Consider the following 13354-nt stretch of genomic DNA (forward strand, 5'->3'; position numbering starts at 1 on the left):
CTCGCTACTTCCGGGGCAGCCCGAGCACCAGGGTTGCGATGGTGTTGAGCTGGATCTCCAGCGTCCCGCCGCCGATGATCCAGGTCGGGATATCGAGTTCGTGATGCACCGGCTCGCAGACCGCCTCGCCCAGCGCGCCGGCCGGTCCGATGATATTCAAGGCCTCGGCCGCGGCGTCGGTGTGCAGCATGGACGCCGCCGCCTTCGCGACACTGGTGGCCGGACCCACCGGCTGACCGTCCAGCCGTCGGATCGTCTCGCGCAGGTTCATCGCCGAAATCGCCGCGCCGCGGGCGCTGATCCGGCCGAGCGCGCGCACCGCGGCGTTACGGCTGCCGGCGTACTCCTCGCGCTCGATGATGTCCTTGATCCGCTTGTTGTGCCCGGGATCCCGGACCCCGCCGATGAACAGCCGTTCCTGCGCCAGTGTTTCCAAGGTCAGTGTCCAGCCCTGACCCGGCTCGCCCAGAACCATCGAGTCGGGAACGAAGGCGCTGTCGAAGAAGACCTCGTTGAATTCGGCGTCGCCACTGGCCTGGGTGATCGGTCGGACCGTGACGCCGTCGCCGTGCATATCCACCAGGAACATGGTGAGCCCCTGATGCCGTCCGGCATCCGGATCGGTACGGCCCAGCAGCAATCCCCAGTCGGAGCGGTGCGCGAGCGTGGTCCAGATCTTCTGCCCGTTCAACTCCCAGCCACCGTCCACCCGGGTGGCACGCAGGCTGAGCGAGGCGACATCGGATCCGGCTTCCGGTTCGCTGAACAGCTGGCACCAGATCTCCTCGCCGCGCAGTGCGGGTGCCGCCAGCCGGGCGAGTTGCTCGGGTGTACCGCGGTGCAGCACGATCGGCACCACCCACTGACCGATTCCCATGGAGGGCTGGGCGATACCGTGGCGGTCGTATTCGTCCTGGAGGATCAACTGTTCGAGCGGCCCGGCCTCGATTCCGTAGGGCTTCGCCATGGGCGGCGACACCAGACCACTGTCGGCCAGCAGGGTCCGGCGCGGACCGGGGTTCACCGAATCGGTGTCGCCGATCTTGGAGGGCCCCTGATTGTCCAGTGCGGCGGCGCGATCGAGGATTTCCGAGACGTGTTCGCGGAAGGACGAATCCTCTTCCGGCAGCGGTACGGCGAAGTTGCGCGGGCCGTACAGGGCAGCCGCGCCCAGCCGCATTTCCCACGATTCCACCGGCCCGGCCAGCGCGGCCAGCGAGATGGCCCGCCGCCAGTAGAGATGCAGATCGTGTTCCCAGGTGAACCCGATGGCTCCGTGCAGACCCAGGCATTCCACGGCGGCGTGCACCGCCTTACCGAGTGAGGTCAGGGCCGCGCCCGCGCCCGCGTGGGTGCGCTGACGCGGGTCGTCGTCCAGGCCGCGGACCGCGTCCCAGGCCGCGGCGGCGGCGAGTTCGGCGGTGATCAGCAATTGCGCGGTACGGTGCTGCACCGCCTGGAAGGCACCGATGGGCCGCCCGAACTGGGTACGCGATTTGACATAGTCGGTGGCGGTATCGGAACACCAGCGGATCACCCCGGCGGCCTCGACCGCCGACAGTGCCACGGTCACCGCGGCGGACCGCTCCGTATCGAGCGGCACCGGCACCACACTGGACACCGACGCGAACCGGACCACGCCGATATCGCGACCGAGATCGGCCCCGTCCTTCACGTCGACCTCGACGCCGGTGGCAGTTCGGTCGACGACGAACCATCGAATGTCCTCGCCCGCCGCCGCGGCCACTACGAACATTTCGGCCGAGGCGGCGCCGAGCACGAGACCGGTCTCGCCGGTGAGCCGCTGATCGTCTCCGAGTGCCCCGTCCAGCACGATCGCGTGCTCCGGCAGGATCACCGCACCGGTCGCTCCGCCGGCGAATTTCCGCAGCAGGGCGTCGACAGTCTCTTCCCCGGCCGCGGACGCGAGGACCGTACTCGCGACCACTGTGGGCAGTAGCGGACCGGGTAACAGCGCCCGTCCGGATTCGGCGACCACCACCGCCAGATCGTCGAGCGTTCCACCCTGGCCCCCGACGTCCTCGCGTAGATGTACACCCACGAGACCGAGAGCGACGAGTTCGGCCCAGAACTCAGGCCGCACACCATTTTCGAGGTCTTCGGCGTTCTTGCGGGTGTATTCCCGACCGGTACGGCGGCCGGCGAACCCGGTCACGGTTTCGGCCAGTGCCACCTGGTCGGCGGTCAGCGCAACAGGCACGGTTCTCATTCCGGTCGAAGGGCTCGGTCTGGTTCCCGATGGGCAGCAACCATAGATTAGAACACGTTACAGCCACTCCGTCAGATGGTCGTCCCCACATCTTGCGCAACCAGGTTGTCGAGGGCACGCTCGGCCACCGCCGCGATGGTCATGGAGGGGTTGCAGGCGGCCGCGTTGCCCGGAAGCAGCGCGCCGTCGAGCACGTACAGACCGGGCTGGTCGTGCACGCGGCCGTCCAGATCGCAGACCGTGCCCATACAGGCGCCGCCCAGCGGATGCCAGGTCGACGGGAACACGCGGTTGGTGTCACCGATGACCGACGCCGGGCCGGCCACCTTGCGCACGGTCTTCTCGATCCGGCCGTACTGGATCGCGGCATCACCGTCCGCGGGCCAGGACAGCCGGGTGCTGTCGGAGGCCGAATCGTAGAGGAACCGGCCGCGCGCCTCGCTGACCCCGTAGCCCACCAGCATGGTGGTGTGGGAGTCCATCCCCAGCGGCGGAATCGACGCCTGGATAACGGTGTGCGCGGTCGCCGGATCGTCCCAGTTCAGGCTGCCGTATACCACGGGCCCGCCCTGTTCGGCGCCGAAGTCCTCGGCCAGGTCGGTCCAGGTGTAGATACGGTCGGCGTTGGTCCCCCACCCCGTTCCCAGCCCGTCGGGCATATCGGGGATGAGGCCCTTTCCGGAAGCGCGCATGAGCAGTTCGGTGGTGTTGAGGCTGCCGGCCGCCATGATGAGCGCCTTGGCGGTGAGGATCTTCTTCTCCAGCACCTGCGCGGATTCGTCGATCCGGTCGACATGTACGAGCCAGCGCCCGTCCGGGCCGCGTTCCACCTCGGTCACGTTGTGCATGACCTGTACATCGACGAGCCCCGTGGCCTCGGCCTCGGCCACATAGGTGACATCCACCGAATGTTTACCGCCGTTGTTCACCCCGAAAGCACCGGCACCGTTGGAGTACGAGGCCCTCATCTCGCCGCGCGTCTCGGCGAGGGCGTAATTCCAGTCGATGGGCATCGGGATCTTGGACACCGGCAGCCCAGCGGCCGCGGCGTTCCGGGCGAAGATCCGCGCGGCCTTGTAATGCGGATGCGCGATCAATTCGTCCGGCGCCACCGCCAGTCGCAGCATCGAGGCGACGCGCGGGTAGTGCACGCGGTTCATCAGCCGCCAGTCGAGTTCCTGCGGGAAGTGGGTGTTGAACACCGCCTCGGTCGGCTGTAGCGACATCCCTTGGTAGAGGAGGGATCCACCGCCCAGGCCCGCGGCGCAGAGCGCCGTCATGTTCTCGCCCACGACCGTGTCGAGCAGACCGGTGTAGGGCTCCAGTGCGACCGGATTGCCGAAGAGCTGCGGGGCCGAGCCGTGCCACAGTAGTCGCTTGTCCGGGTTCGTAGGGTTGCCGAAGGTGTCCGCGTTCGGGCCGGTGGCCCAGCGTTTTCCACGTTCGAGCAGCAGTACGGGTACGCCCGCCTGAGCCAGGCGCAGCGTGGCGATACCGCCGCCGAATCCGGAGCCGATCACGATCACCCGGTGTTCTTCGCGCACAACGGGTGTACGCCGCCGCGGCGCTCGGCTCCCGGGCGCCGCGGCGGCGACGGCCGTGCCCGCGAGGGTGATACCGGCCGCGGTCGCCGCAGTACCGCTCAAGAATGTGCGCCGTGAGATTGCGGACAAGGACGACCTCCGAACAGCTGTGCACACGACCCCGCCGGGACAGCCGCCCCGCCGCGCACCGTCCCGGAACGCGGCGGCAGGGGCAGCCGACAAGCGCAGTGCCCGCGGGGCATTCCTCGGGCGGGCTCAAAGCTAGATACATGTCCGAGCAGGTGTCAAGGACCAATCGGACGCTCGCCCAATTGGGTCGCCACAGTCCCGCTCGGCCTTATCACACCAGCTCAGCGAACTGTTCACGAGCCCGAGGATTGCGACATGGACACCTGTGCAGCGCAGGTGGAGGCGGAATTCTGCACAAACGGGGTCCGCATTCAGCGCATGCGGAAGCATCGTTGCACGCATCCGGAAACGGCGTTCAGCCCCCCGCCTCGAGTTCGGCTTTCATCCGCTCCAGGGTCCGCCGGATATTGCCCTTCTGGAATTCGGCGAAGCCGCGCTTGCCGGTGGCGATCCGGTCGAACCAGAGCGCGGGTGTGTCCGGCCAGTCGGTGCGGTCGTCGAACCAGGTCTCGGTGATGCGGGTGCCACCGGGCACCTCCTCGAAACGGTACTCCCAGGTCGCGACGGCCACCGGCAGCAACGGTTTCCACACACCCCAGCGGCGGACCTCGAAAACGAAGCGATCCGGCCGGTCGGCCACCACCACCGTGCATCCGGTATGCCAGCGCATGGCGCCGCGCCGATTGGCGCCCACGAACTCCATACCGGCATAGACCGGCCGACCTGGTTCCGGCACCACGGCCCCGGTGTTCTCCGGGCTCCACCGGCCCATCTGCGTCAGATCGGTCACCGCGTCGTAGGCGGCTTCCGGATCGATGTCCACCACGACACTGTCGGACACCTGGGTGGTCCGGGATATTCTCACCACGGTTGTTGCTCCTTATCGGCCCGCTTCGTCATCGATCCTAGGCATGGCGCCACTTCGGCCGGGCCGGCGCGGACTCACCGCAACCGCGCCGATTTCGTCAGGACCCGGAACCCACGCGTCCGTTGCCGGCGCTCGTTCCGTGCGCCCGCCCTCCCGGGCCGGGCCCGAATCCGTACTTCATCAGTGGCACTATCGCCGTCCGGATGAACGCGCGCGCGGCGTCCTCGTCACCGAAATCCACCCCCGCGACCGGGGTCAGCAGCAGCGAATGCGCCATCCGGGCAATCATTTCCGCCACCGGCCGCGGGTCGTAACGGTGCAGGACACCCTGCTCCTGACCGGTTTCCAGGACTGCCGTGATGTACTCGATGCCCTGCGAGACCATCTCCTCACCGCGCACCGTATAGAAACCGAGGGCCTCGTCCGGCGCCACCGCGAGCAACTGCGTGACCAGCGGATGCGTCCGGGTCAGCCGCAGGATGTAGAGGACGGTCTCCTCGATCTGCGCGTCGATCCCCGAGGTGGTGGTGGCAATCGTGGTGGCCTCTCCGAGCACGCGGCCGATCTCACGCGACAGGGTCGCTTCGATCAAATCGTCCTTGCCCGAGAAACGGCGATAGATCGTCACCCGGGTCACTCCGGCCCGGCGGGCGATATCGTCGAGGCTGCTGCGCCGGATACCGACTTGCAGGATCCGCCCCAGGGTAGCGTCGAGGATCCGTTCGTCGACTTCGTCGTAGCTGCGGACCATATGGCGGAATTATAGAGCGCGTTTCATCGGGTCACCGGCGGCATCGGAGCCGGCACCGTCCAGCAGCGCCGCCACCGCGCGTTCGGCGCTCTGGGCAGCGCTTTCCATGGTCGCCGACCAGTCGGTCCGGGTCCAATCGCCGGCGAGGACCAGGTTCGGCACCGAGGTCCGCTGGTCCGGGCGCAGGCCGTCGGTACCCAGCACCTGCGAGAACGTGGCCTTCGGCATCTTCACGACCTGCGCGTGGACCAGCTGCGCCGTTTCCGCTTCCGGGTAGTAGCGGCGGATCAGCGCCAGTTGTTCCTGGATGATCTCGTCGTTGCTCTTGTGGATCTGTTCGTAGGCACCGCTGGTGGTGAGACAGTAGAGCCAAGCACCGTCGGGGGTCCGGCCGTGCATCCGCTGCCGGTCGAACACCTCGTCGATCACTCCGGTACCGCCGATCAGTGCCTCCATGGCGGATTTCGTACGCAGCGGCCTGTCCAGATACAGGTTGGTGCTGACGATCGGGGTGACGCCCAGTTTGTCTGCGGCCGCGTAGATCTCGGCGTGTTCGGGCAGACCGTCGAGCAACCCGTGGATCCGCGAATTGGGCACCGCGCACACCACCGCGTCGGCCGGGATCTCGGTACCGTCCGCCAGTTGCACCCCTGTCACCAGGCCGTCGGTGATCACGATCCGGCGGGCCACCGTCCGGAAGCGGATGTCGACCCCGTACTTCTCGAACACTCGCTCGGCGCCGGTGATGTAGAGGGTGTCCAGGTCCACGGTCGGATAGCCGATGGTGACACCCACCCGGTCCTGCGCGCCGATCCGGATACCGGTCGCCAGCACGTCGGCGAAGACTTTGGCCGACTCCCGCTGCACCGGTTCGGCGGCGATACCGAGAGCCAGCCAATCCCACAGTGCCGCACGCGCTTTCGCCGGCATACCCACCCGCTCGAACCACTGCTCGGTGGTGATATCGGCCAGATCCGCGGGCTGGAACAGAGCTTGGCGGCCCAGCCGCACCGTTGCGCGCAGCGCGCGTAGCCGGTCGAGCACTCCGGCGTCGGGGTGCGCGCCGAGCAATGTCTTCACGGCACGGAACCCCTTGGTGTGCAGCATGACCGCACGCCCGCCCGGCCATCGCAGGGTGCCGCCGCCCGGGAATTCGACGTGCTCACGGGTCCCCACACTCTCGAGGTAGCGGAACAGGCTGCGGTAGCCGCTGGCCACCACGTGCTGGCCGTTGTCCGGGATATCGCCGACCTCGGGAACCTCCATCGCCTGGGTGCGGCCACCCAGCCGAGCACGCCGCTCGAGCAGCGTCACCTGCTTCCCCGCCTCGGCCAGCCAGACCGCGGCGGCGAGACCGGCGAGACCGCCACCGATCACGACATGACGACGGGCGTCGTTCATCTGCTTCTCCCAGGCCTCGTGAACCCCATGATTGACACAATGTAACGCAGTTAATACATTTGTTTCATGGGTTCCGAGAACACGGGTGCCGCGATTCCCACCCGTCACCCCGCCTCTCCGGTCAGAGTTCCTGGGTTGCGGCCTTTCGCCCTGCTGATGGGCATCGGCGCACCCGATGTCGAACAGTGGGACGCCATGGGCGCCTCCCTGCTGGCCGGGGACGAGCCGATGGATTCGCTGGTCGACTGGATGATCGCGACCGGGATGAATACGACCCGGCCGCTGTTCGAACAGGCCCTGCACTCCGGGATCGACTGCGTCCCCGACGCCCCCGCCCCACTGCGCGATTTCTTCGTAGTGGTGGAAACGCCACCGGCCTGGCTGAACGAGCAGACCCTGCGCCGCGGCGAACAGGTATTGCGCCGGGGCGGATTCGACGGGCTGTACCTGGCGCGTGATGTCTCCTTCCTCGGCGGCTACCTCGCCTCCGGGTTCAACAAGACACTGCTGCGCACCGGAGCCCTCGAGAAAGGGCCCGCCCAGCGATTCGCCGAAACCATGCAGTGGGCGCTGGACGTCCAGAACGGGATGGAGAAGTTCGGCCCGGGCTATCGATCCACCCTGCACGTGCGGTTCGTGCACTCGCTCGTGCGCCGGCACGTGGGCGCCATGCCGGACTGGGACGGCGAAGCCTGGGGGCTACCGATCAACCAGACGGATATGGCGGCGACACTGGTCGGCGCTCTCATCGCACCGTTCATCGGTGGTATGGCGATGGGCATCCTCCCCTCCGGCGCGGATCGGGAGGCCGCCGCTCATCTCGCGCGTTACGTCGGCTGGCTGATGGGCGTCGCCGACGAATGGCTACCCACCGGATTCCGCGACAGTGTGCGGATCCTGTACCACTGCATGACCGCCATCACCAACCCGGACGAGACCACTCGCCAGCTCGCACTGCCGATGGCGAACGACCCGCTCACCTGGAACTATCCCAACCTGCCGTGGCTGCGCGGCAGAATCGCCCGCGCACAGCATCTTTCGATCGCGACGCTGTACCTGGGGCCGGGCGCCATGCGCAAACTCGGTCTCTGGCCGTATATGCCGCCGTGGTACCCGATGCTCCGGATGCCGGTCAATCTGGTTCGTAGCCTCGCTACCCGGATCAGCCCGGCCGCGCGGGAACGTGCCGAAGAGCGCGGTATGCGCGAGCAGGAGGCGTTCAAGCGAATGCTGGTCGGCTCCGGACCTGCCACGGTCGGCCTCTCCGCGCAGAATCTCCAGGCCACTGCTTGATTCGCGACTCTCGGTTCGCGAAAGCGCCGGGCCGGTACCGCACCGTACTGGTGCCGCGCGGCTCCGGCCGGGCCGAATGGCAGTCCGCGTGACGCGGAAACCGCTGTGCCTGCCCCGCTCGGGACACCCCGACCTCTCTGAGTATATGACCAGCATTATCACCGAGACTTCTACGAAAATGGTGGTCCGGCCGCACCCGGCCGCTATAACGTAGGCCGGTATATGTCCGGCGTGCGACGACCGGGCACCACACCGAGAAGGACAGGGACAATGGAGATTCAGGGAACACGGGCAGTCGTCGTCGGAGGCGCCTCCGGTATGGGACGGGCCAGCGCCGAGCTCCTGGCCGCGCGCGGCGCGAAGGTTGTGATCGTCGATCGGACGGCGAGTGAAGGCAACAAGGTCGCGGCCGATCTCGGCGGTTCCTTCTTCGAGGCCGATGTCACCGACCACGCGGGCGTCGAAACCGTCCTGGCCGACGCGGTGGCCGAACTGGGGGGCCTCGATATCGCCGTCAACACCGCCGGCGGCGGGATCGCCAAGCGCACCCTGACCAAGACCGGTCCGCATGATCTGGAATCGTTCACCCAGATCATCAACCTCAATCTGATCGCCACGTTCAACCTCAACCGGTTGCAGGCATGGCATATGAGCCAGGGCGAACCGAACGCCGACGGCGAACGCGGGGTTATCGTCAACACTGCCTCCATCGCGGCCTTCGAAGGGCAGATCGGGCAGGTCGCCTACACCGCCGCGAAAGCCGGTATCGCCGGTATGGCGCTGACCATGGCCCGCGATCTCGGATCCGTGGGCGTACGGGTGCTGGCCATCGCCCCGTCGCTGTTCGATACCGGCATCCTCGCCGGGGTGCCGGAGGAAATGGTGACCCCACTGGTCGCGGGGAATGCCTTCCCCAAACGGATGGGCCGTCCGGAGGAATACGCGAAACTGGCCGCCGCCATCGTCGAGAACGGCATGCTCAACGGCCAGTGCCTGCGGCTGGACGCGGGAATGCGGTTCGCTCCCAAATGAGTCGAGACAACCCCGGGGCGCGCGGTCCGGCCCACGACCGGCGGTGCCCCGGGGCCGACCGGAGAGCCGGCGCCGGGCCGCTCCGGGGGCGCGCAGCATAATGAGATCCGACGTCGCACGATGCCGCGGTACCGGACCGCATCGCGCACTACGGAGGTGGCCATGACTCTGGAAAGCGTTCGCCCCGCGGAGTCGGTGGCCGACCGGCTCACCCTCGAACGCGTCGGGGAGTTCCGCTTCCGCGGGCGAGCCCACGACGGGCCGTCGCAACGCAGTTACGGCGGCGAGGTCGCCGGTCAGGCGGTGCTGGCGGCCGGGCTCACCGCGCCCGGGGACCGGCCCATCCATTCCGCCCAGACCTATTTCCTGCTGCCGGGCGATACCACCGTACCCACCGAATTCGCGGTGGAGCCGGTCCGCGACGGCGGCTCGTTCTCGACCCGGCGGGTCGAGGCTGTCCAGGACGGCCGGGTGATCTTCACGATGCTCGCCTCCTTCCACCGCCCGGAGGACGGCCTGGCCCACCAGGTCGCCCACCTCGATACCCCGGGCCCCGACGAGGTGCCAGATCTCGCGGAGGTCTTCGCGGAGCATCCGGAAGCACTACGGTGGACCACCACTCTCCTGAACGCGCTCGGAGTCGACGCCAGATTCCCCGATCCACCCGCCCGCGCGCATGCTATGCACGGTGCCACCGCAGCACCGCGGCAGCGGGTCTGGCTGCGCACCCGGCAGCCGGTGCCCGACACCGGCCTGGAGCAGGCCGCGTGCCTGATGTATCTCAGCGATCTGCTGCTGCTCTCGGCCACCACCGGCCCGCACGGAGAAGCCTTGCGGGACCGGGAACTACAGGTCGCGACCGTCAACCATTCGATCTGGTTCCACTCCCCCATCCGGGTCGACGAATGGTTCCTGCACGACCAGTACGGCCGCTGGGCGGGCGGTGCCCGCGGGCTCGCACACGGCGAAATACTGGACCGCTCGGGCCGGCTCTGCGCGACCACGATGCAGGAGGGCCTGATCCGGGCCCGCACGCCCCGCTGACACCCGGGGCGACCACGCGGTCTCGCCGGCCGCTTCCGCCGCCGGTGTCATTCCGGCCACCGGTGCCTCCGTGGGGTGCTGCGCGCCGAATGCGAACTCCACTCCGGTCAACTCTTCGGCGGCGGCCCACAACCGGCGTCCGGACTCGGGATCCGCGGCGCCGGCGGGTACGGGCAGCGACTCCGGCGGACCCACCAGCCCCCAGCGTTTCACCGGCCCGTAGAACCCGGCGCCGGTCACCTCGGGGTCGACAGCGGCCCGCAGAATGGACCGGGCGCCCGCTTCGGGCGTCTGGGTGACCAGCCGGGCCAGGGTTATCACCACATCGCTGTAGGCGATCCGGACCAGCAGGCTCTCATCACGCAGGATGGTCGACCGTACCCCGCCGGGATGGGCCCCCACCGACAGTGCCCGCGAGCCCGCGGCCGTCAGCCTGCGCTGCAGTTCGACCATGAACGTCATGGAGGCCGTCTTCGAGCGGGAGTAGGTGACCAGCCGTCCGAAGCTTCGCTCGGACTGCAGATCCTCGAAATCCAGCGCCGCGCTACGACGTCCGTGACTCATACTGCCCACACCGACGATCCGGCCCGCCGGGGCCGCGGTGACCATATCGGCCAGCTGCGCCGTCAACGCGAAATGCCCGAGGAAGTTGATCCCGAAATCGCTTTCGAAACCGTCGACGGTCGGCGTCCAGGTACCGGCCACCACACCCGCGTTGTTGACCAGCAGGTCGATTCCGGGCAGTTGGTCGTGTAACCGCCGCGCGCAGGCGGCGACCGAGCTCAGGTCGCCGATATCGATATGCGCGGTCCGGATATCGGCACCCGGTACCGAGGCCTCGATATCGGCCTTCGCCGCCGCGGCGGCCGCGTCGTTACGGCAGGCGAGCACGACCGTCGCGCCACGGCGCGCCAGACCGCGGGCGACTTCCAGACCGATTCCGGTATTCGATCCGGTCACCACGGCGGTCCGACCTGATTGATCGGGCGCCCCTGCCACTGTCCACGGTTGTTTCGAAGAGCTCACGGCATCTATCCAGTTCCAGCACGGTTCATACCGCCCCCGCGACCTGGGTCGTCACCTACCGGAGGCAGCCGGTCCAGCGGAAGTATAAGGCAATTCTCTAATGATGAGAATGTAATTACCATAGTGCTCGGCCACCGCCCGGCTCCGGCAGGGTGCTCTCATCCCTTCCCGGGAAATGGCACGACCGAACCGAATCCGGGACCCTCACCCTTACGCCCGACACCGCCCAGGATCAGCCGTTCCTCGGGGGTCTGCGGCGACCGCGGCGGCCCGGAGGGCCACCACTCGTCGACCGGTACAACGCCCGGCTCCACGAGCTCGAGTTCACCGAAATAGGAGACGATCTCCGCCCGGCTCCGGAACCATCCGGTCCCCAGGCCGTTCTCCACGAAACGCCGCTCCACCTCCCGGGCCAGCTCGTGCTCCGGTGAGCCGTCGGCCGGGTCCCAGTAGTGCGTGATCGCGACAAACGAGCCCGGACTCAACACCCGCACGCATCGCGCCACGATTTCCGCCGGCTCCGCCGATTCCGCGATGTGATGGAGCACCGAACCCAGGATCACCGCTACCGGACGCCCCCGGTCCAGATAGCGCCACACCGCCGAATCCTCCGCCAGAACTCCGGGATCGGTCAGATCGCCCTGGAGATAGAGCGTGTCCTCGTTGGTCTCCAGCAGGCCCCGGCCGTGCGCGACGCACATCGGGTCATTGTCCAGATACGCCACCCGCGCCCACGGGTTCACCAGCTGAGCGATCTCGTGGGTGTTACCGGTCGCGGGCAATCCGGCCCCCGCGTCGAGGAACTGGTCCACTCCGACGATTCCCGCCAGATACCGGACCACCCGGCGCGACCAGGCCCGGTTGCGCCGGGAAACCGCCGCCATCCCCGGCGCGACCTCCAGCACCGCCCCGAGCGCTCGGCGATCCACTTCGAAGTTGTCTTTACCACCGAGGCTGGCGTCGTGCACACGAGCGATACTGGCCCGGGAGGTATCGACTCCGGCCGGTGAACGGCCTACGGCCGGGGGGCGGAACGGCGTGTCTGGCATCGGTTTCTCTCTATCCGGATGTGTTAGGGCGCGATATCGACAGGTGGGGCTCGACACATATGACGTCCACAGTGCGACGAATTCACCGCTCCGGGAACAGATTCGTCTACGAAGATCTCGAAACGATAAGTTTTCGCCGTAGCGAGCGAAAAAAATCGCTGGAGTTCCGGCTGCCGCGACGATCATCATGAACCGGCGCGAGGACGACCGGGGAGGAGCGCCGCATGACCGGCCCACAACAGCTGCTGCTCGAGGGTGTCGTCGGTTCCAGGGCATACGGGCTGGCCGGCCCGGCCAGCGATACCGACTATGCCGGAATCTATGTCGAGCCGACACGCAACCTGCTCGGATTGCATCCACCGGTGAAACAGACCCGGCAGGGCCGCGCCGGCGCGGACGCGACCTATCACGAAATCGGCAAGGCGATGCGGCTGATGTTGTCCTGCAACCCGACCGCCACCGAGATCCTGTGGCTCGACGAGTACACGGTCGGTTCGGATTTCGGCCGGGAGCTGGTAGCCCTGCGGGGCTGCTTCCTCTCGGCGGCGCGGGTACGCGACGCGTTCTACGGCTATGCCACCAGCCAGGCCGAGCGGCTGACGCGCGGAAATTTCGGCGAAGACCGGCAGGGCCGGCGCGAGAAGCACGCCCGTCACACCATGCGACTGCTGTGGCAGGGATACGAGCTGTACACCACCGGGCGGCTCCCGATCCGGGTACCGGATCCGGACCGGTATCACGCGTTCGGCCGGTCTGTCGGCGCCGACCCACGCGCAACAGCCGTACGCGCACTGCTCGCCGAATACACCGCCCGTTTCGACGAGGCCACCTGCGCACTGCCGGACGCTCCCGACGAGGCGCCGCTCGACGATCTCCTGCAGCGGGTGCGCCGGGCTCATTTCGATTCGCCGGAAGCTGCCGCCGGAGACAGTCGCGCGCTCTAAAGTGTTTCTACCGGCGCGCGCTCGTCCCCGCGGCCTGCACCGC

General features: G+C 67.8%; 10 protein-coding genes and 1 pseudogene. 4 read left to right on the plus strand and 7 right to left on the minus strand.

The features are described from left to right. Positions 1–4: 4 nt before the first annotated feature. The 5 genes from IEY68_RS05720 to hpnE all read right to left on the minus strand — a co-directional run bounded on the left by IEY68_RS05720 (position 5) and on the right by hpnE (position 7031). Positions 5–2221: an acyl-CoA dehydrogenase family protein gene (locus tag IEY68_RS05720; protein WP_063916235.1), complete on the minus strand. Its 2217-nt coding sequence runs from the start codon at positions 2219–2221 to the stop codon at positions 5–7. A gap of 80 nt (positions 2222–2301) precedes the next feature. Then, a complete protein-coding gene (locus tag IEY68_RS05725) occupies positions 2302–3903 on the minus strand; it encodes a GMC oxidoreductase (RefSeq protein ID WP_189094071.1) in 1602 nt (533 codons plus the stop codon). Positions 3904–4258: 355 nt separating this feature from the next. Beyond that, complete coding sequence (locus IEY68_RS05730; protein ID WP_308434949.1) at positions 4259–4771, minus strand: SRPBCC family protein; 513 nt, start codon at positions 4769–4771, stop codon at positions 4259–4261. A 97-nt stretch (positions 4772–4868) separates the two neighbouring features. Continuing rightward, positions 4869–5522 (minus strand): TetR/AcrR family transcriptional regulator, encoded by a 654-nt coding sequence (locus tag IEY68_RS05735; RefSeq protein WP_063916229.1) that lies wholly within the window; start codon positions 5520–5522, stop codon positions 4869–4871. 9 nt (positions 5523–5531) lie between these two features. Continuing rightward, complete coding sequence (gene hpnE / locus IEY68_RS05740) at positions 5532–7031, minus strand: hydroxysqualene dehydroxylase HpnE (RefSeq protein WP_268241619.1); 1500 nt, start codon at positions 7029–7031, stop codon at positions 5532–5534. Here hpnE and IEY68_RS05745 point away from each other — a divergent pair. The 3 genes from IEY68_RS05745 (at position 6990) to IEY68_RS05755 (ending at position 10292) form a co-directional block, all read left to right on the plus strand. Further along, complete coding sequence (locus IEY68_RS05745) at positions 6990–8216, plus strand: oxygenase MpaB family protein (RefSeq protein ID WP_062997124.1); 1227 nt, start codon at positions 6990–6992, stop codon at positions 8214–8216. The two genes, hpnE and IEY68_RS05745, sit on opposite strands and share 42 nt — an antisense overlap. A gap of 270 nt (positions 8217–8486) precedes the next feature. Next, positions 8487–9248: an SDR family NAD(P)-dependent oxidoreductase gene (locus tag IEY68_RS05750; RefSeq protein ID WP_062997122.1), complete on the plus strand. Its 762-nt coding sequence runs from the start codon at positions 8487–8489 to the stop codon at positions 9246–9248. Positions 9249–9410: 162 nt separating this feature from the next. Then, on the plus strand, positions 9411–10292 hold the full coding sequence (locus IEY68_RS05755) for an acyl-CoA thioesterase (protein WP_062997120.1): 882 nt from the start codon (positions 9411–9413) through the stop codon (positions 10290–10292). A 102-nt stretch (positions 10293–10394) separates the two neighbouring features. On the opposite strand, the pseudogene IEY68_RS05760 reads toward IEY68_RS05755, so the two are convergent. Both IEY68_RS05760 and IEY68_RS05765 read right to left on the minus strand, forming a co-directional pair. After that, a pseudogene (locus tag IEY68_RS05760) lies at positions 10395–11318 on the minus strand (oxidoreductase); the annotation flags it as partial. Positions 11319–11476: 158 nt separating this feature from the next. Continuing rightward, positions 11477–12367, minus strand: a complete 891-nt coding sequence (locus IEY68_RS05765; protein ID WP_062997118.1) for an SAM-dependent methyltransferase — start codon at positions 12365–12367, stop codon at positions 11477–11479. Between the two features lie 224 nt (positions 12368–12591). Here IEY68_RS05765 and IEY68_RS05770 point away from each other — a divergent pair, with 224 nt between their 5' ends. After that, positions 12592–13311: a nucleotidyltransferase domain-containing protein gene (locus IEY68_RS05770; RefSeq protein ID WP_062997116.1), complete on the plus strand. Its 720-nt coding sequence runs from the start codon at positions 12592–12594 to the stop codon at positions 13309–13311. The last annotated feature ends 43 nt before the right edge of the window (positions 13312–13354 follow it).

It is taken from the genome of Nocardia jinanensis (assembly GCF_014645735.1).
Taxonomy (GTDB): domain Bacteria; phylum Actinomycetota; class Actinomycetes; order Mycobacteriales; family Mycobacteriaceae; genus Nocardia; species Nocardia jinanensis.